Source organism: Rhizobium sp. BE258 (assembly GCF_031457345.1).
In the GTDB taxonomy this organism is placed as follows: Bacteria; Pseudomonadota; Alphaproteobacteria; order Rhizobiales; family Rhizobiaceae; genus Rhizobium.
This window is the reverse complement of the sequence record NZ_JAVDWL010000003.1, coordinates 315,486-333,203: the sequence shown is the minus strand read 5'-3', so window position 1 is coordinate 333,203 and position 17,718 is coordinate 315,486. Positions and strand designations below refer to the sequence as shown.

General features: G+C 62.7%; 17 protein-coding genes. 9 read left to right on the top strand and 8 right to left on the bottom strand.

What is annotated here, in order from left to right; genetic code table 11:
• Window positions 1-17: 17 nt before the first annotated feature.
• The 7 genes from J2X43_RS12130 (at window position 18) to J2X43_RS12100 (ending at window position 6,658) form a co-directional block, all read left to right on the top strand.
• Window positions 18-941: an ABC transporter permease subunit gene (locus J2X43_RS12130; protein ID WP_112515669.1), complete on the top strand. Its 924-nt coding sequence runs from the start codon at window positions 18-20 to the stop codon at window positions 939-941.
• The gene (locus J2X43_RS12125) at window positions 938-1,855 is read left to right on the top strand and encodes an ABC transporter permease subunit (protein ID WP_112537918.1); all 918 of its coding nucleotides are present in this window, start codon (window positions 938-940) and stop codon (window positions 1,853-1,855) included. Before J2X43_RS12130 ends, J2X43_RS12125 begins: the two co-directional genes overlap by 4 nt.
• A gap of 1 nt (window position 1,856) precedes the next feature.
• A complete protein-coding gene (locus J2X43_RS12120) occupies window positions 1,857-2,849 on the top strand; it encodes an ABC transporter ATP-binding protein (RefSeq protein ID WP_310294255.1) in 993 nt (330 codons plus the stop codon).
• Window positions 2,842-3,825 (top strand): ABC transporter ATP-binding protein, encoded by a 984-nt coding sequence (locus J2X43_RS12115; protein ID WP_112515664.1) that lies wholly within the window; start codon window positions 2,842-2,844, stop codon window positions 3,823-3,825. The genes J2X43_RS12120 and J2X43_RS12115 overlap by 8 nt, the downstream gene beginning before the upstream one ends.
• 150 nt (window positions 3,826-3,975) lie before the next feature.
• Window positions 3,976-4,323 (top strand): hypothetical protein, encoded by a 348-nt coding sequence (locus J2X43_RS12110; protein WP_112386173.1) that lies wholly within the window; start codon window positions 3,976-3,978, stop codon window positions 4,321-4,323.
• Between the two features lie 126 nt (window positions 4,324-4,449).
• Window positions 4,450-5,361 (top strand): sugar kinase, encoded by a 912-nt coding sequence (locus J2X43_RS12105; RefSeq protein WP_310294251.1) that lies wholly within the window; start codon window positions 4,450-4,452, stop codon window positions 5,359-5,361.
• Window positions 5,362-5,500: 139 nt separating this feature from the next.
• Window positions 5,501-6,658, top strand: coding sequence for a glycosyltransferase family 1 protein (locus J2X43_RS12100; RefSeq protein ID WP_310294249.1), 1,158 nt, complete (start codon window positions 5,501-5,503; stop codon window positions 6,656-6,658).
• A gap of 227 nt (window positions 6,659-6,885) precedes the next feature.
• Here the strand turns inward: J2X43_RS12100 and der are convergent, their stop codons facing one another.
• The 3 genes from der to J2X43_RS12085 all read right to left on the bottom strand — a co-directional run bounded on the left by der (window position 6,886) and on the right by J2X43_RS12085 (window position 9,697).
• Window positions 6,886-8,301: a ribosome biogenesis GTPase Der gene (der, locus tag J2X43_RS12095; protein ID WP_310294247.1), complete on the bottom strand. Its 1,416-nt coding sequence runs from the start codon at window positions 8,299-8,301 to the stop codon at window positions 6,886-6,888.
• 15 nt (window positions 8,302-8,316) lie between these two features.
• On the bottom strand, window positions 8,317-9,000 hold the full coding sequence (locus tag J2X43_RS12090; RefSeq protein WP_310294245.1) for a tetratricopeptide repeat protein: 684 nt from the start codon (window positions 8,998-9,000) through the stop codon (window positions 8,317-8,319).
• 100 nt (window positions 9,001-9,100) lie between these two features.
• Window positions 9,101-9,697: an NnrU family protein gene (locus tag J2X43_RS12085; protein WP_310294243.1), complete on the bottom strand. Its 597-nt coding sequence runs from the start codon at window positions 9,695-9,697 to the stop codon at window positions 9,101-9,103.
• A gap of 125 nt (window positions 9,698-9,822) precedes the next feature.
• On the opposite strand from J2X43_RS12085, the gene J2X43_RS12080 reads away from it, so the two are divergent.
• Window positions 9,823-10,818 (top strand): polysaccharide deacetylase, encoded by a 996-nt coding sequence (locus J2X43_RS12080; protein ID WP_310294241.1) that lies wholly within the window; start codon window positions 9,823-9,825, stop codon window positions 10,816-10,818.
• Between the two features lie 209 nt (window positions 10,819-11,027).
• Here J2X43_RS12080 and sbmA read toward each other — a convergent pair whose 3' ends face one another.
• Together sbmA and J2X43_RS12070 are read right to left on the bottom strand one after the other, a co-directional pair.
• On the bottom strand, window positions 11,028-12,296 hold the full coding sequence (gene sbmA, locus J2X43_RS12075) for a peptide antibiotic transporter SbmA (RefSeq protein ID WP_310294239.1): 1,269 nt from the start codon (window positions 12,294-12,296) through the stop codon (window positions 11,028-11,030).
• A gap of 122 nt (window positions 12,297-12,418) precedes the next feature.
• The gene (locus tag J2X43_RS12070; protein ID WP_310294237.1) at window positions 12,419-13,600 is read right to left on the bottom strand and encodes a YbfB/YjiJ family MFS transporter; all 1,182 of its coding nucleotides are present in this window, start codon (window positions 13,598-13,600) and stop codon (window positions 12,419-12,421) included.
• 158 nt (window positions 13,601-13,758) lie between these two features.
• Between J2X43_RS12070 and J2X43_RS12065 the strand changes: the two genes are divergently transcribed.
• A complete protein-coding gene (locus tag J2X43_RS12065) occupies window positions 13,759-14,349 on the top strand; it encodes a PadR family transcriptional regulator (protein WP_112515656.1) in 591 nt (196 codons plus the stop codon).
• A gap of 17 nt (window positions 14,350-14,366) precedes the next feature.
• On the opposite strand, the gene J2X43_RS12060 is transcribed toward J2X43_RS12065, so the two are convergent.
• The 3 genes from J2X43_RS12060 to J2X43_RS12050 form a co-directional block, all read right to left on the bottom strand.
• Window positions 14,367-15,599, bottom strand: coding sequence for an acyltransferase (locus J2X43_RS12060; RefSeq protein ID WP_112390297.1), 1,233 nt, complete (start codon window positions 15,597-15,599; stop codon window positions 14,367-14,369).
• A gap of 178 nt (window positions 15,600-15,777) precedes the next feature.
• A complete protein-coding gene (map, locus tag J2X43_RS12055; protein WP_112390296.1) occupies window positions 15,778-16,536 on the bottom strand; it encodes a type I methionyl aminopeptidase in 759 nt (252 codons plus the stop codon).
• A 43-nt stretch (window positions 16,537-16,579) separates the two neighbouring features.
• Window positions 16,580-17,641 (bottom strand): LLM class flavin-dependent oxidoreductase, encoded by a 1,062-nt coding sequence (locus J2X43_RS12050; protein WP_310294231.1) that lies wholly within the window; start codon window positions 17,639-17,641, stop codon window positions 16,580-16,582.
• Between the last annotated feature and the right edge of the window lie 77 nt (window positions 17,642-17,718).

Sequence of the window (17,718 nt, the reverse complement as noted above, 5' to 3'; positions counted from 1 at the left end):
AGGGCCGGTCCACGATCATGATCAAATATGCACTCCGTCGATTGCTGTCGACGATCCCGGTTCTGTGGATCGCCGTTACAGCCTGCTTTTTCGTTTTGCGCCTTGCCCCCGGCGGCCCCTTCGATGGCGAAAGGCCATTGCCGCCGGTGATCCTGAAGAACCTGGCTGTCCACTACAATCTGGATAAGCCGCTCATCCAGCAGTACCTCATCTATGTGGGTGATCTGCTCAGAGGCGATCTCGGCCCGTCATTTGCCAGCGAAGACTTCACCGTCGCGCAGCAGATCATGATCGGCCTGCCCTACACCTTCACGATCGGCACGGCCGCTTTCCTGCTCGCCATCATCATCGGCGTCTTCGTCGGCTGTCTTGGGGCGCTCTATCAGAACAAGACGCCGGATTACATTCTGGGCGCGCTTATCCTGGTGGGCGTCGTGCTGCCGAACTTCCTGATCGCGCCGATCCTGCAGCTGGTCTTCGGCATCCATCTCGCCTGGCTTCCGGTCGGCGGCTGGGGTGACGGCTCGCTGAAATATCTGGTGCTCCCCGTCGTCGTGCTGGCGCTGCCGCATGCAGGCCGCATCTCGCGCATCACCCGCGGCTCGATGATCGAGGTGATGGGTCAGAACTATATCCGCACCGCCAAGGCCAAGGGTATCGGCCCGCGCCTGACCGTCATGCGCCATGCGCTGAAGCCCGCCATGATGCCCGTCGTCTCCTACCTCGGCCCGGCGGCCAGTTATCTTCTCACCGGCTCGCTGGTTGTCGAAAGCGTCTTCGGACTGCCTGGCATCGGCCGCTATTTCATCAATGCAGCGCTGAACCGCGACTACGGCATGGTTCTCGGCACGGTCATCTTCTACATGGTGCTGATCGTCTTTTTGAACCTTCTCGTCGATATCGCCTATGCGTGGCTCGATCCGAAAGTGAGAAACCGATGATCCTCAATCCTGCCAAACGCGAGTTGCTGGCAGCCGAGCTGCTGGAGGCCGAGGGCCTGGCGCCGGAAGGCCGCTCGCTCACCAAGGATGCGCTCCGGCGCCTGTCGCGCAACAAGGCCGCCGTCGTCTCGATCGTCGTCCTCGTGCTCTTGATCCTCGTTGCCTTCATCGGCCCGTGGTTCATCCCCTATAATTACGAGGATCCGGACTGGGCCGCCTTCCGCATCCCGCCCTCCTTCGAAACCGGCCATTATTTCGGCACCGACCCGAACGGCCGCGATCTGCTGGCCCGCGTGCTCTACGGCACCCGCATCTCGCTCGCCGTCGCCTTCACCGCAACGCTGGTCTCGGTCGTCATCGGCGTGCTCTACGGCGCCATCTCCGGCTATATCGGCGGACGGCTGGATTCGATCATGATGCGCTTCGTCGACATCATGTACGCCTTCCCCTACATCCTCTTCGTCATCCTCTTGATGGTGATCTTCGGCCGCAACGTCTACCTGCTCTTTGCAGCGATCGGCGCGCTCGAATGGCTGACCATGGCCCGTATCGTTCGCGGCCAGACGCTGTCGATCAAGCACCGCGAGTTCATCGAGGCCGCACGCGCCTCCGGCCAGCGGCCGCTCAAGATCATCATCAAGCACATCATCCCGAACCTGATCGGCCCTGTCGTGATCTTCGCGGCACTGACCGTGCCCGAGATCATCGCCACGGAGAGCTTCCTCTCCTATCTCGGCTTCGGCGTGCAGGAACCGCTGACCTCGCTCGGCACGCTGATCGCCGAAGGCACGGATGCCATGGAAAGCATGCCCTGGCTGCTGATCTTCCCGGCCGGTTTCCTTGTCGCCCTGCTGCTCAGCCTGCTGTTCATCGGCGACGGCCTGCGCGACGCGTTCGACCCGAAGGATCGCTGACATGACCGAAAACCTTCTGGAACTCAAAGACTACTCGATCACCTTCGAGACCCCGGACGGCCAGGTAAAGGCCGTCTCCAACATGAACCTGTCGATCAAGCGCGGCGAGCGTGTCGCCATCGTCGGCGAATCCGGCTCCGGCAAGAGCCAGACCTTCCTCGGCGTCATGGGCCTGCTTGCCAAGAACGGCCGGACATCGGGCCAGGCGCTGCTCGAAGGACGCGACGTGCTGTCGCTGAAGCCGAAAGAGCTCGACCAAGTCCGCGGCAAGGACATGGCCATGGTCTTCCAGGACCCGATGACCGCCCTGAATCCGTCTCTCAGGATTTCCCGGCAACTGACGGAACAGCTTGAGGTTCACCGCGGCTTAACGGCGCGCGCCGCCTCCGCCGAAGCCCTCGACATGCTGAAGCGGGTCGGTATCCCTGATCCCACGAGGCGCTTCAATCTCTATCCGCACGAGCTCTCCGGCGGCATGCGCCAGCGCATCGTCATCGCCATGGCGCTCCTGACCAAGCCGAAGCTCCTGATCGCCGACGAACCGACGACGGCGCTCGACGTCACCATCCAGGCGCAGATCCTCGATCTGTTCAACGACCTGACCTCGGAGATGAACACCGCGCTGGTGATGATCACTCACGATCTCGGCGTCGTCGCCGGCCTCGCCGACCGCGTCGCCGTCATGTATGCCGGGCGCATCGTCGAGGAAGCGCCGGTCGACGAACTCTTCGACAACCCGGCGCATCCCTATACGGCGGCGCTGCACGCCTCGATTCCCCGCCCGGATCAGGATGTCGATGAACTCGTCGTCATCCCCGGACGGCCGCCGAACCTGCAGCACCTGCCGAAGGGCTGTAATTTCTCGCCCCGCTGTTCGCAGGTCCAGGACGATTGCATCGATCGCCCGCCAACGCTTGAAACGCTGGCGCCGCGCCACTGTGCGGCCTGCTATCACCCTTTCCCGCGCCGCAAGGAGCTTCTGATCCATGGCTGACCGTTCCCTGCTCCGGGTCGAGAATCTGACGACCCAGTTCGAACTGCCCGCCAAGGGCTTCTTCAAGCCGCCGGTCATGCTGACAGCGGTCAACAATGTGAGCTTCGATCTCAAGGAAGGCCGCACGCTCGGCATCGTTGGCGAGTCCGGCTGCGGCAAGTCCACGCTCGGCCGCTCGATCCTGCGGCTGCTGACTTCGCAGAAGGGCCGCATCCTCTGGCAGGGCCGCAACCTGCTCGATCTCTCCGACGAGGAGATGCGGGCCGCACGCCGCGACATGCAGATCATCTTCCAGGATCCGATCGCATCGCTCGATCCGCGCATGACGGTCGGCGACATCATCGCCGAACCGTTGACGGTCTTCGAGCCGAAGCTGTCGAGAGCAGAGCGGCTGGAGCGCGTCCGCGACATCATGAATGCCGTCGGCCTCGTACCCGAAATGATCAACCGCTACCCGCACGAATTCTCGGGCGGCCAGGCGCAGCGTATCGGCATTGCCCGCGCCGTCGTGACCAAGCCGAAGCTGATCATCTGCGACGAGCCGGTTTCGGCGCTCGACGTGTCGATCCAAGGGCAGGTGATCACCCTGCTCAGAAAGCTGCGCAAGGAATTCGGCCTGACGCTGATCTTCATCAGCCATGACCTTTCGGTCGTGCGCCTGATTTCCGATGACGTGCTGGTACTCTATCTCGGCAAGGTGGTCGAAGCAGGCGACTGCGCGACGGTGTTCGAAAACCCCGCTCACCCCTATACACAGGCCCTCTTCTCGGCTGCCCCGATCCCGGATCCGAAGCTTGCCCGGCAGCGCACCCGCATCCGTCTGCAGGGCGATCCGCCCTCGCCGCTCAACCCGCCGAAGGGCTGCGTCTTCTCGCCCCGCTGCTGGAAGGCGACCGACATCTGTCGCACCGAAATGCCGCCGACGGAGCAGGTCCGCCCCGGGCAATCGGCGGCCTGCTATCACATGGATCGCTGATCTCAGATCCGCCCTGGCGACTGACGCGCGCAACACGCGGACAGCTCCAGCGCTTGCCCCGGAGCGGAACAAATGACGCTCCGGGGCAGTTTCCTCCTCGTGAAACATATGTTCCGGGTCTTGGTAGGGCTCCGAATGGAGGAAAGAATAATGCTGAAATTGATCTCGAATGCCGGTCTTGCTCTGGCACTCACCTTGGGCAGCGTCGCGCTGCCCGTAAGCTTTGCGCAGGCGCAGGACGTGCAGTTCCGCATTGGTCCCGATGGCGTGCGCATTTACGATCGTGACCGCGACAGGGATCGCTACGGTGACCGCGATCGCGATTTCCGCCGCGGCTGCAGCCCGCGCGAAGCCGTGATGGCCGCCCGCGATGCGGGCCTGCGCCGCGCCGAAGTCGTCCGCGTTACCGACCGCAGCGTCACCGTTCGCGGCTGGACGCGCGGTGGTCCGGACCGGATCATTTTCGCCAATCGCCGTGGCTGCCCGGAAATCGGCTAAGCTTCAAAAACCGCGTTTCGAAAACAGACGGCCCGCCCAAAGCGGGCCGTTTGCATGTCCTGTGCGCTTGCCACCCGAAGCCTCTGCGCGTAAGCAGCAGACGCTTAGGAATTCCGGGAGGCTGATTTGAGCGGACGCTTTCTTTCGATCGGTGAATGTATGGTGGAGCTGTCGCAGGCGGGTGAAGGTCTGCTGCGGAAAGGTTTTGCCGGAGATACGCTGAACACGGCCTGGTATGCCCGCGCCTGCATGCCCTCCTCCTGGACCGTCGATTACTTCACCGCACTCGGCGACGACGCCATGTCCGACGAGATGGCGGCCTTCTTCGAGAGCCACGGCATCGGCACCGGCCATATCCGCCGCATCAAGGGCAAGGCGCCCGGTCTCTACATGATCAACCTCAGGAACGGCGAGCGCTCCTTCAGCTATTGGCGCGACAGCTCCGCCGCCAGGCAGTTGGCCGCCGACCCCGACCGCCTGCGCGAGGCGGTGGAAGCCTCCGACGTCATCTATTTCTCCGGCATCACGCTCGCCATCCTGCCGCGCGAGGATACCGATACGCTGCTGGCCGAAACCCGCCGCGCCAAGGCATCCGGCAAGCTGGTGGTCTTCGATCCGAACATCCGCCCGCGACTCTGGTCGAGCTATGACGTGATGCACACGGTCATCAGCGAGGGCGCCCGCGCCTCGACGCTGGTCATGCCGAGCTTCGACGACGAGGCCTCGCATTTCGGCGACGATTCGATCGAGGCGACCATCCACCGCTACCGCGCGCTCGGCGCCCAGAACATCGTCGTCAAGAACGGCGCCGATGGCGCCACGCTGGATTTCGAAGGCAAGCGCGCCGCAGTTCCCGCCGAAAAGGTCGAGACCGTCATCGACACGACCAGCGCCGGCGACAGCTTCAACGGCTCTTTCCTGGCGAAATACCTGGAAACCAAAGACGCCGAGACAAGCGCCCGCTTCGCCGCCAAGGTCGCCGCCCGCGTCGTCAGCGAACATGGCGCGCTGGTTGCCAGGGAAAAGCTCGGGCTCTGAGCCCGGCTCTCCAAGCGCTCTGTAATAAATCCATCACGGAAAGCCTTCAAAATAAGGCATGCGGGAATCGCTCTATATGTGGAGCAAGCCTGCCTGGGGTCGTGTCCGCCGAAGCCGGCGGCCTGGATGGATACGGGATATGCTTCAACATCCTTCGAAGAGCCAGAGTGGTGAGAGCTGGGCCAATGCCGCGCCCGGGACGGTGCTCGAACGCCTCGTCATCGTCACCGACGCCTGGCACCCGCAGGTCAATGGCGTCGTGCGCTCGATCGAGAATACCAATCGCGAGCTGGCGAAGATGGGCGTCGAGGTGTCGATGGTCACGCCCGAGCGCTTCGCGAGCTTCCCCTGCCCGACCTATCCCGAGATCCGCCTGTCGGTCGCCCGCTATGGCCGCGTTGCCCGCGAGATCGAAAAGCACCGGCCGTCCTACGTTCACATCGCCACCGAAGGCCCGCTCGGGCTGACGGCGCGGCGCTGGTGCCTGAAGAACCGCATGCCCTTCTCCACCAGCTATCACACCCGCTTTCCGGAATATGTCTCGGCACGCCTGCCGGTGCCGAAGAGCTGGCTCTACGCTTTCGTGCGCTGGTTCCACAATTCCGGCGCCGGCTGCATGGTGGCGACCCCCAGCCTCGCCCGCGAACTGGCGGAAAAAGGCATCCGCAACCTGATGCCCTGGACCCGCGGCATCGACGCCTCGCAGTTCCACCCGACGGAACTCGAGGAAAAGCCTTTCGGCCTGCAGCGCCCCGTCTTCATGACCGTTGGCCGCGTCGCGCTCGAAAAGAACCTGCCCGCTTTCCTCGATCTCGACCTGCCCGGCTCGAAGGTCGTCGTCGGCGATGGCCCGGCGCGTGCCGAGCTTGCCAGGCGCTACCCCGACGTCCTCTTCACCGGCATCAAGTTCGGCGAGGAATTGGCCGCGATCTACGCCCAGGCCGACGTCTTCGTCTTCCCGTCGCTGACCGACACCTTCGGCAACACCATCCTCGAGGCGCTCGCCTCCGGCGTCCCGGTCGCCGCCTATCCGGTCACTGGCCCGCTCGATATCATCGGCGACGATGGCGAAGTCGGCGCGCTGGACGACGACCTGCGTGCCGCCTGCCTGGCCGCACTTTCGGCATCCCGCGAAAAAGCCCGCGAGCTGGCGCTGAACTATTCCTGGGAAGCGGCGACGCAGCAGTTCATCAACAACATCCGCGCCGCCAACGGCGTCATCGCTCCGAAATGGAAGCGCGCCTGGCAATATGCCAAGACCCTGCCAAGACGGAAGGCGGCGATCGCTGCGGAGTGATGAAGCCTAGTGTTTGAATTCGTTTGAGATTTGCGGGCGTAGCCCCCTCATCCGACCCTTCGGGCCACCTTCTCCCCGCTGGGGAGAAGGCACTTGAGGCAACTGCAGCCCCCGAAATCCAACATCGCGAGCACGCGAGTGAGTGCGGCGAATCCCTTCTCCCCAGCGGGGAGAAGGTGGCGGCAGCCGGATGAGGGGGCTGCACGCTCCAGCCTAAATGACGGGCGTTAAGTCCGCCGCCTCTTCCCCTCGTAGGGGTTTTCCTTTTCGCGGTAGTGGATCCGGATCGGCACGCTCGGCATGTCGAAATCGACGCGCAGGCTGTTGATCAGGAAGCGCGTGTAGGATTCCGGCAGGGAATCGGCGCGCGTGCAGGAGATCATGAACGCCGGCGGGCGGGCCTTGACCTGCGTCATGTATTTCAGCTTCAGGCGGCGGCCGGAGACGGCGGGCGGCGGATGCTGCACCTGCTGCTGCTCCAGCCAGCGATTGAGCTTCGAGGTCGAGATGCGTTTGTTCCAGACGCGGTCGGTCTCGATGATCGACTGCATCAGCTTGTCGAGCCCGCGGCCGGTCTGACCCGAGATCGGCACGGCGCGAATACCGCGCGCCTGCGGCAGCAGCCGCTCCGTCTTTTCCCGCAGATCGGCAAGCACCGCCTGCGGATCCTCGATCATATCCCACTTGTTGAAGGCGAGAACCGCGGCGCGGCCTTCGCGGATCACCAGATCCACCAGCTGCAGGTCCTGCTTTTCGAACGGAATAGTCGAATCGAAGACGATCACCACCGTTTCGGCAAAGCGGATCGAGCGCAGCGAATCCGCAACCGACAGCTTTTCAAGCTTCTCGGTGACACGCGCCTTTTTGCGCATGCCGGCCGTATCGAACATCTTGATGGTCCGGCCGTGCCAGTCCCACTCGACGGAAATGCTATCGCGGGTAATGCCGGCTTCCGGACCCGTTAGCAGACGGTCTTCGCCGAGAAAGCGGTTGATCAGCGTCGACTTGCCGGCATTCGGGCGGCCGATGATCGCCACGCGCAACGGCTTGGTGTCGTCGTATTCGGGTTCGTAGTCGTCGTCTTCGAATTCGTCTCGAACATCGACGTCGGTGACGGCGTCGTCTTCCTGCTTGGCATAGGCGCGGTCCTTGCCGATCGCCTCGACGATGGCGTCGCGCAGATCCAGCATCCCCTGGCCGTGTTCGGCAGAAATCGGCGTCGGTTCGCCGAGGCCGAGCGTATAGGCATCGTAGAACCCGCCGTCGGAGCCCTTGGCTTCCGACTTGTTGGCAACCAGCACCACCGGCTTGCCGCGGCGGCGCAGCATCTCGGCGAGATCCTTGTCGACGGGCGTCAGGCCGAACTTGGCATCGACGACGAAGAGCGAAAGATCCGCCTCGTCGATCGCCGCTTCCGTCTGCAAACGCATGCGGCCCTGCAGGCTCTCTTCGTCGGCCTCTTCGAGACCGGCGGTGTCGATGATGGTGAAGGTCAGGCCCATCAGCCGCGCGTCGCCAGGACGGCGGTCGCGGGTAACGCCCGGCGTGTCATCGACAAGCGCCAGCTTCTTCCCAACCAGGCGGTTGAAAAGCGTCGATTTACCGACATTCGGGCGACCGACGATGGCGACCGTAAAACTCATCAGGTTTCCTTAAGCTCAGCCCTGTGCGGCGGGCGCTTTGCCGGATGCGGTAATGTTATCAAGCATCATCTGCGCCCGGTTGGCAATATTGCGCGGGCTCGCGGCATCTTCAGTGATCTGCGTGAACCAGGTACGCGCCTGCGCCATGTTGCCGGCCTTGTAGGCGGCAATGCCGAGCGCTTCGCGGGCCGAGTGGCGGAAGGCATTGGCCGGGATCGCCATATCCTCAAGCTCGGCAACGACCTGATCGTAAGTGCCGGTATCGATCAGCAACCAGCCGGCGCGAAGCTTGGCGGCACTGCGCACGGCTTCCGGAACCGACTGATCCTTGCCGATCACCTGGAAGGCAGCAACGGCACCGGCATTGTCGCCCTTGGCCGACAGGACGGTCGCGGCGCGCATGCGGGCCAGAACCGGATAGGCGCCATGGCCTTCCTTCTCCAGCTTGTCGAGCGCGGCCAGCGCCTCGTCGTTCTTGTTCTCGTCGGCCAGCTTCATCGCCGCCAGGAATTGGTCGCCGGTGCTGGACGAGGCATTGTCGTCCCAATACTGGTAAACCTTGAAGCCGACGGTGCCGAGAACGATCAGGACGGCGAGCGCGATCAGGTAGCGGCCGAAACGGCGCCATGCGCCCTTCATCTGGTCGGAACGCAGTTCCTCATTGACTTCACGAATGAAGCTATCGTCGTTGAATGCCATTCTCGTCTCCGGCAGGAAAAGCCCAGTTTATGCGTTTGCGCATATTGTTGGGCCTTCTACCCCATTTTGCGGCCGATGTAAGGGGGATATCTGAGATTCCTCAGGAAGCCAGCATCGGCAGCGGCGCCACGCCGATCAGCCATTCATGCACCCGCCAGATCATCAATGCCCAGACGATGACGCCGAGGACGACGGCATAGAGATCGTATTTGCCCGAAACGAACACCGGCAGCGTGATCTCGCCGCGGCGCCAGCGGCGCTTCAGCGAGATGCGCAGGATGACGCCCCAGGCGAGAAACGCCGCAAACAGCAGCACGGAATAGGCCTCGCCATTCGACAGCAGATGGGCGAGCGCCCAGATCTTCACCGACAGCACCACCGGATGCTTGGTCTTGGCCCGGATATGGCCGGCCGGCAGAAAGCCGGCGACAAAACAGATAACGGCGACAAGCATCAGCGTCACGGTCAGATGCGCCATGCCCGCCGGCGGATTGTAGAGCATGCCGATCGGCTCGCTGCGCGCCGTCACGAAGGCATAGGCGACGAACACCAGCGTCAGGATGCTGGCGATCGAATGGAAGGCGATCCACACGGGCTTGCCGAGCTTCTCGATCATCGCCAGCCGGAAGCCGGGTGCGACAACGCGGATCAGATGAAGACCAAGGAAAAGAACGAGGCTTAAGGCAAGCAAGGCCATGGCTGATATTCCTGATTGATAGATGCTGATGCTGGATACCGGTTGACCGGCGAAAATGCCAGCGCGACCGCAGCTTCGCCGCAATTCTGTAACAGGAAAGCCGCAAACAAATTGTCGCGGTGCCCATGTTTCGTTCCATTTCCTCTGCCTGTCTCGCCCTTTCCGTTGCCCTGCCCTCCGCAGCCATCGCTGCCGATCAGCCGAAGCAGCTCGTCATCATCTCCTTCGACGGCGCCCACGACAACGCGCTATGGCAGAAGAGCCGCGAGATAGCGGCCAAGAACGGCGCCCACTTCACCTATTTCCTCTCCTGCACCTTCCTGATGAATCAGGATGCGAAGAAGGCCTACCAAGCCCCTCATCAGAAACGCGGAAAGTCGAATGTCGGCTTCGCCCAGAGCGATGATGAAATCCGCGAGCGTCTCGGCAACATCTGGCACGCCCATCTGGAGGGACACGACATCTCCAGCCATGCCTGCGGCCACTTCGACGGCCGCCAGTGGAGCGCTGCCGACTGGTCGGATGAATACACGACCTTCAAGACGACGCTGAAGAATGCCTGGAAGAGTGTCGGCCTGGAGGAGCCGGATGGCTGGCAGGATCTCGCCGATCACGGCATCAAGGGTTTTCGAGCCCCCTACCTCTCGGCAACGGCGGGCAGCGACATGATCACGGCGGAAAAGAAGGCGGGCTTCACCTATGACGCCAGTCTCGTCACCAAGGGACCGGCCATGCCCGTCGTCGAAGACGGCATCATCCGCTTCGGCCTGCCGCTGATCCCCGAGGGTCCGAAGGACCGTCCGATCATCGGCATGGACTACAATCTCTTCGTCCGCCACTCAAAGGGCGAAGAAGACGCCGCCGACAGCAAGACCTTCGAGGACCGCTCCTACGCCGCCTTCAAGGAAGCCTTCGACAAGCAATATTCCGGCAACCGCATCCCGCTGCAGCTCGGCTTCCATTTCGTGGAGATGAACGGCGGCGCCTATTGGCGGGCGCTCGACCGGCTGGTCAGCGACGTCTGCCATAGGAGCGATGTCGCTTGCGTCAGCTATTCCGAGGCGATTCCGATGATTCTGGCACGCGGGAAGTTGAAGGCGCAGGACGCTTCGGGGCTGTAACGTCTACTGGCGTCAGCGCAAGCGGCCCCCTCATCCGCCCTTCGGGCACCTTCTCCCCGCTGGGGAGAAGGGAAGTCTGGCGGCGGCATCCACAAAACTTGCGTAAAGAGGAAGCGAGCGCTTAAGGCTCGTTCCCTTCTCCCCATCGGGGAGAAGGTGGCGGCAGCCGGATGAGGGGGCTGCTCGCTCAGAGCTTTCGGCAATCCGGCTCAACCGTCCTGATGGACAACCCCACCTTCACGGTCCAGATACCGCTGATCGATCGCCGGCAACGGCTCCCCATCAATCGCCGATTCGAACGTCCGAAGACGCTTGTAGATGGACAGCAGCTCGACGATCGTCGTCCAGGAATTGACGAGATACTGGAACGATTCACGCACCTGTCCGAACACATTCTGGATCTGGCTCATGACGCCAAGCGTCAGCTTGCCGGCAACGATCGACGGCACGAGGACGAAGGTGCCGAACAGATTGTCCGCCTGCAGATAAAAGATACGGGCAACGTTGAAATACATGTAGTGGAAATAGAGGCGGAAGTAGTTGCGCCGCACGTTGGCGAACAGCTGCGCCACTGTGATCGGATCCGCGCGGTCGTCATGGTCCTCGCCATAAACCAGTTCCTTGCGGTAGGCCGCTTCAACGCGCTGGTTGCGGAATTCGAGGCCCGGCAGCTTGATACCGACCGCCGCCAGAAAGACCGTACCGAACAGCGACCAGAAGATTGCCGCCCAGACGAGCGCATGCGGCACCGTGCCGACGATCGGCAGCTCCGTGACCGTGCTGGAGAACTTGAACAGCACCGGCAGGAAGGCGATCAGCGTCATGATCGAGCTGACGAGGTTGACCCCAAGGCTTTCGACTGTGGTCGAGAAGCGCATCGTATCTTCCTGAACGCGCTGCGAAGCGCCTTCGATATGGCGCAGCTTCGGCCAGTAGGACATGTAGAATTCGTTCATCGCCGTGCGCCAGCGGAAGATATAGTGGCTGACGAAGAACAGGTTCAGCACGCCAACGGTGATGGCGACGAAGGCGATGCCCGCAAAGCCGGTCATGCCCCAGTAGAGGTCGGCAGCGCTCGGTATCGGGTCCTGACGCGCCAGCGCCCGCTGGATCATGTCGTAGAACGGTCCGTACCACGCATTGATCGCCACGCTCACCTGCACCGAGAAATAGGTGTTGAAGATGATCAGCGCCGAACCGAGCACCGACCAATTCTGCCAGCGGTGCGGGCTGTAGGTAAACCAGAAGCCCGCGAACAGGGCGACGAAGACCGCGTAATAGATGTAGAACCACAGGAACGGTTTCGACCAGAAAACGGAAACGCCGATCACTGCCTCCTCCCCGGCCGGCAGTGGCGGCAGGCCGATCGCGGCACCGAGGCCGGAGCCTCCGAAATACCAGAGAAGAACGCCAATCAGCGCCCAGACGATAGCGGATATGAAGAACAGTTTCGGCTTCGGGAAATAGGAGACGAACACGTTTGCGCGGCTTTCTTGAACAGAGTCGGCATTTGCTTTGACAGCACTGATTGTGCGGGAAATTAAGGCAGTTCGAAGAAGGCAGCAATGGCCGCGGGCCATTCTTACGTATTTGTAACGGCTTATCCCAGTTTCTTGATGACCGGCAGCACCAGCAGCGCGCAGACGACGAGTGCGGCCGCCGCCATATAGGTCGGCAGCGTGAAGCTGCCGGTGCCCTCAGCCACCCAGCCGGCGACCAGCGGCCCGATGATCTGGCCGACTCCGAAGGCCGCCGTCATCATCGCGAAGATCCGCCGCGGGCTTTCGGGCGACAGCTTGCGGCCGATCTGCAGGCCGAATGCGGTGATGGCCAGAAATGTCGCGCCGAACAACCCGCCGCCGATCAGCGGCGCCAGCGAATGCGGCAGCATCACGGTCGCCAGAACGCCCGCCGCCTCGACCACCAGCGCGGCCACATAGACGCCACCGAGGCCAAGCGGCTTGACGAAGGGCTTCCAGGCAAACAGCGCGACCGCCGATGTCAGCCCGGCGATGAACCAGCAGAGAAACTCCACCATCTGCCCGGCTGCATCCATGCGCGCGATGGCAACGAGGAAGGTGGCGGTGATCACATAGCCGAAGCCGAAGATCCCGTAGGAAAGCGTCACCAGCGTCATCGGCCGGTTCCAGCGGATGGCAGGCTCCGGCCCTGACTGCTGCGAACGTGCCGGGCCGGCCGGCAGCAGATACCAGACGGCGGCAAGACTGACCGCAGAGAAGATCGCCCCGCCGAACCAGTCGGCCCGCCATGCACCGGCACCGGGATAGAGGAGACCGATCAGCAGCACCATGACCGACGACAGCGCGATCCCTGCCCCCGGCCCGCCGAAATGCGCCGACTGCACATGGTCGTTACCGGCAGCAGCCCCATGGCTGAGCACGATCGACGAGGTGAAGATCATTGCAAAGGCGCTGGCGAGACCGGCGAGGAACCGGATTGCAGCGAAGACGGGCACCGAGGTCGTCACGCCCATCGCAGCCAGTAGCAGCGTGCTGAGCGCCAAAGCCGACAGCGCCACGAAGCGCTCCCGCCCCGCCGCCCAGCCATAGGCGGCAAGAATGGCACCCGCGAGATAGCCGACGAAATTCGCCGAGGCGATGAAGCCGGCATCCGATGCCGAGAGCGGAATGCCGCTCATCATGCCCGGCAGGATCGGCGTGTAGGAGAAGCGCCCGAAGCCCATGGCCGCGGCCATGGCGATCATCCCGGCAAGCGCCGTGCGGAACAGACTGACGGGCTCATTGTCATTGCGTGCCAACATGCTCCGCTTATCGCGCCGTCCCTGTTGCACCGCAAACAAGTAATTCTGATCGATCGATCAATTTCAGAAATTCAAGATGTGCATCTTGAAACGCAATATCGTACGATATATGTTTTACGACATAGCATTCGATATGACTAACGATGAAAGGAAGAGCTATGAGAGGCTTTAGAGGCGGTGGCGGCGGCATGTTTGGCGATGCGATCCGCATGGGCATGGGCCGGAAGTTTTCGGCAGGCGATCTGCAGATCGTGCTTCTGGCGCTGCTCAACGAGCAGCCGCGCCACGGTTATGAACTGATCAAGGTACTGGAAGAGCGCTCCGGCGGCTTCTATGTGCCGAGCCCGGGGGTCATCTACCCGGCACTGACCTATCTGGAAGAAACCGGCCTGACTGAAGTCGAGGCCGAGGGCACCAAGAAGCTCTACAAGATCACCGAAAGCGGCAAGCGCAAGGTCGAGGAGAACCGTGCAATGATCGACGGAATTTTCAGCAAGCTCGAGCGCGTCGGCGAGAAGATGGCCTTCGTCAACCGCATGTTCGATCCGGAACAGCATGGCCGCCGCCACGAGGAGAACGAGGAGTTCATGCGCGACGACCGTGAGGTTCGTGCCGCCCGCGAACTGCTCCGCTCGGCGCTGCGCATGCGTCATCCCTGGTCACCGGCTGAAGCGGCCCGCATTTCAGGCATCCTGGAGCGCGCCGCAATGGAAATTCTCCAGGGCGGTGATGCCAAGCCGCAAGGCTGAGCGGTCCACACCAGACCTTAAAGCGGACTGCCGTCGCGCGTTGCGTGGCGGCCGTCTTTTTGCAGGACGGGGCCGATCTGCGCCATGTCGCGCCGCACCGAACTGCCCGGCAGCCCGTCGCGCTCCGCGACCCAATATCCAGCTACGCCAATCGCCATCATCACCGCAAACAGTGGAACGGCCACGGCCGATTTCCTGAACCGCCCGAAGCGGATCGGCTTTTCGATCAGCAGATAGGTCAGGGCTGCGAGGGCAAAGCCGGCGGCAAGCAGGCCGATGCGAACGGAAAGTGCAGGCGTGTCCTTCTCGACGATGTAGCCGAACGACAAGAGCGGCCAGTGCCACAGATAAAGCGGATAGCTAATCAGGCCGACGGCGATAGCAATCGGATTGCTGAAGATCGCCTGTTTCAGGAATGCGGTCTTTCCCGCAGCGATCACCAGCACGGCGCCGAGAACCGGTGCCGCGGCGATGATGCCCGGAAAGGCCTGCTTCTCGCGGATCAGCGCGAAACTAAGAACCAGCAACACGATGCCGGAGATGGCGGCGGCATTGGCCGCCGGTTTCGAAAGATTGCCACGGGACCGCTCAAGCTCGGCCAACGCAGCACCGGCAAGCAGCTCCCAGAAGCGGGTAATCGGCAGGTAGAATGCCGTTGTCCGGTCAAGGTAGACGATCACCAGATTGGCGATCATCGAGACAAGCGCCACGACGGCGATCGTCTTGATCACGTTCATGCCGCGCCGCCAGGCAATCCAGGCCGCCAGTGGCCAGACGATGTAGAATTGCTCCTCGACCCCGAGCGACCAGAGATGCAGCAGCGGATTGGAAATGCCGCCATCCTTCTGGCTGCCGATCTCGAACCAGAACAGCAGGTTGGCAACGAAACCGGCGCCGCCCGCCACATGCTCTCCAAGCTCCCGGTTATCGGCCGCCGACAAGGCGATCCAGCCAACGCACAGGCAGAACAGCAGCACGGCGATCAGCGCCGGAAAAATCCGGCGGATGCGGCGGCTATAGAAATCGAAGATCGAGAAGCGGTCGTCATGCAGCTGCTGCAGGATATGCCCGCTGATCAGATAGCCCGAAATCACGAAGAAGATATCGACGCCGACAAGGCCGCCCGGCAGCCAGGTGGGAAAGGCATGGAAGATGACGACGGACAGAACCGCGACAGCGCGCAGCCCGTCGATATCCGAGCGATAGCCGTGCTGAACGGCCGATCCACTGCCCTGTTGTCTCTGCAGCATTCCCGACCCTCCGCAACAGCCGGCGGGCAAGGCAACGGTTCAGCCGGCATGTCTCAAGCGGTACCGCGGAAATGCCGCAGCCGCTAATCGGCCATAGGCGGTAGACGCCTGAATATTCGGATGAGTGTGGTCCTAAGCCTGGCCGCCGGGCGCCGTAAAGGATGAACGCCCTACCCGGTTAAGCAGCAAGATCCGGCAGCGTCAGGATCAGCGGACCGTTGCGGGTCGCAACGACGGTGTGCTCGTATTGCACAGTGGGCGCCTGCGGATCGGCATAGAGCGTCCAGGCATCGTCACCGCCTTCGGCCCATGTGGCGCCGAGCGACAGGAACGGCTCGACGGTGAAGACAAGACCATCGGTCATGATCCGCTTTTCGGAAGGATCCGGCCATGTCGAGAGTTCGCCCGGCTCCTCGTGCAGCGAGCGGCCGACGCCGTGGCTCGCCAGGTTGGCGACCAGGGTGTAGCGGTTCTTCGCCGCAAAGGCGCCGACGGCGTTGCCGATCTTTGCCAGCGGCTCGCCCGACTTGATCTGGTTGAGGCCGACGAACAGCGCCCGCTTGCCGTCGCGGCAGAGCCGCTCGATCTTCGGCTTGACCGGCGGCACGGTGAAGGAGGCGCCGGTGTCGGCGAAGAAGCCGTTCTTCTCGGCCGAGACGTCGATATTGACGAGATCGCCCGGGCGGATCACCCGTGGGCCGGGAATGCCGTGGGCGATCTCCTCGTTGACGCTGATGCAGGTCGCACCGGGAAACTGGTAGCAGAATTCAGGCGCCGAACGGGCGCCTGCATCTTCGAGAACCTTGCGGCCGATCTGGTCAAGCTCCAGGGTGGTGATCCCCGGCTCAAGCGCTGCCGCCATGATCTGGATGGCGTTGGCGCAGATGCGCCCGACATCCTTCAGCTTTTCCAGTTCGTCGTCGTTTTCGATTACCATCGTTCTTCCCGGCTGCCGCATCGGCGGCAGGCCAATTGCGGGTCTAGGCGGTCGCTTTCGCGCCTTCGCCCGTTTCAGTCAATGCCTTTCTGACCAGCGGCGCGACTTTCGTGCCGTAGAGCTCGATGCCGCGCATGATCTGGTCATGCGGCATCAGGCCGATCGCCATCTGCAGCAGGAAGCGGTCATTCCCGAACAGCTTGTGCGCAGCAACGATCTTCTCGGCCACCTGTTCCGGACTGCCGAGGAAGAGGTTGCCGATCGGTCCCCGCGCCGCATCGAAATGCGCCCGGTTCGTCGGCCCCCAGCCGCGCTCGCGGCCAATGCGGTTCATCACATCGGCCTGCGGCCCGTAGAACTGGTCGGCTGCCGCTTCGGTCGTGTCGGCGATGAAGCCGTGAACGTTGATGCTGGTCTTCAGCTTCGAGGCATCCTGCCCTGCCCGGCGTGCCGCCTCGCGATAGAGCTCGAAGAGCGGCGCAAAACGCGGATACTCTCCCCCGATGATCGCCAGCGCCACCGGCAGGCCCATCGCGCCTGCCCGCGCCACCGACTGCGGCGTCCCGCCGACGGCAATCCACAGCGGCAGCGGATCCTGCAGCGGACGCGGATAAACGCCGCGCCCGTTGATCGGCGCCCGCAGCTCGCCCTTCCAGTTGACGACTTCCTCGTCGCGCAGCGCCATCAAGAGATCGAGCTTCTCTTCGAACAGCTGGTCGTAGTCTTCGAGATTGTAGCCGAACAGCGGGAAGGACTCGATGAAGGAACCGCGCCCCGCCATGATCTCGGCGCGCCCATTGGAGAGCAGATCGAGCGTTGCAAACTGCTGGAAGACGCGGACAGGATCTTCGGAGGACAGAACGGTCACTGCGCTCGTCAGCCGGATATTCTTAGTCTTCACCGCAGCCGCCGCCAGCGCCATGGCGGGAACGGAGGCCGCATAGTCAGGACGGTGATGCTCGCCAAGCCCGAAGACATCGAGCCCCACCTGGTCGGCAAGCTCGATTTCCTCGATCAGATGCTTCAACCGCTCGGCACCCTCCGCACCCTTGCTGCGACTCGGATTGGGGTTGACGTCGGCGAAAGTGTAGAGACCCAGTTCCATTGTCGGCATCCTGTTGAACTTGCTCCTCAGATAAGGATCGGCAAGCCCCCGGGCAAACGGAAATTCTGGAACGGATC

What these genes read in the sequence shown, in the direction of transcription:
- J2X43_RS12125 (WP_112537918.1), top strand. Translation starts at nt 938, where the DNA reads ATGATCCTCAATCCTGCCAAACGCGAGTTGCTGGCAGCCGAGCTGCTG.
- J2X43_RS12080 (WP_310294241.1), top strand. Translation starts at nt 9,823, where the DNA reads ATGTTTCGTTCCATTTCCTCTGCCTGTCTCGCCCTTTCCGTTGCCCTG.
- J2X43_RS12110 (WP_112386173.1), top strand. Translation starts at nt 3,976, where the DNA reads ATGCTGAAATTGATCTCGAATGCCGGTCTTGCTCTGGCACTCACCTTG.
- der (WP_310294247.1), bottom strand. Translation starts at nt 8,301, where the DNA reads ATGAGTTTTACGGTCGCCATCGTCGGTCGCCCGAATGTCGGTAAATCG.
- J2X43_RS12115 (WP_112515664.1), top strand. Translation starts at nt 2,842, where the DNA reads ATGGCTGACCGTTCCCTGCTCCGGGTCGAGAATCTGACGACCCAGTTC.
- J2X43_RS12065 (WP_112515656.1), top strand. Translation starts at nt 13,759, where the DNA reads ATGAGAGGCTTTAGAGGCGGTGGCGGCGGCATGTTTGGCGATGCGATC.
- J2X43_RS12130 (WP_112515669.1), top strand. Translation starts at nt 18, where the DNA reads ATGATCAAATATGCACTCCGTCGATTGCTGTCGACGATCCCGGTTCTG.
- J2X43_RS12070 (WP_310294237.1), bottom strand. Translation starts at nt 13,600, where the DNA reads ATGTTGGCACGCAATGACAATGAGCCCGTCAGTCTGTTCCGCACGGCG.
- J2X43_RS12085 (WP_310294243.1), bottom strand. Translation starts at nt 9,697, where the DNA reads ATGGCCTTGCTTGCCTTAAGCCTCGTTCTTTTCCTTGGTCTTCATCTG.
- J2X43_RS12100 (WP_310294249.1), top strand. Translation starts at nt 5,501, where the DNA reads ATGCTTCAACATCCTTCGAAGAGCCAGAGTGGTGAGAGCTGGGCCAAT.
- map (WP_112390296.1), bottom strand. Translation starts at nt 16,536, where the DNA reads ATGGTAATCGAAAACGACGACGAACTGGAAAAGCTGAAGGATGTCGGG.
- J2X43_RS12060 (WP_112390297.1), bottom strand. Translation starts at nt 15,599, where the DNA reads ATGCTGCAGAGACAACAGGGCAGTGGATCGGCCGTTCAGCACGGCTAT.
- J2X43_RS12090 (WP_310294245.1), bottom strand. Translation starts at nt 9,000, where the DNA reads ATGGCATTCAACGACGATAGCTTCATTCGTGAAGTCAATGAGGAACTG.
- J2X43_RS12050 (WP_310294231.1), bottom strand. Translation starts at nt 17,641, where the DNA reads ATGGAACTGGGTCTCTACACTTTCGCCGACGTCAACCCCAATCCGAGT.
- J2X43_RS12120 (WP_310294255.1), top strand. Translation starts at nt 1,857, where the DNA reads ATGACCGAAAACCTTCTGGAACTCAAAGACTACTCGATCACCTTCGAG.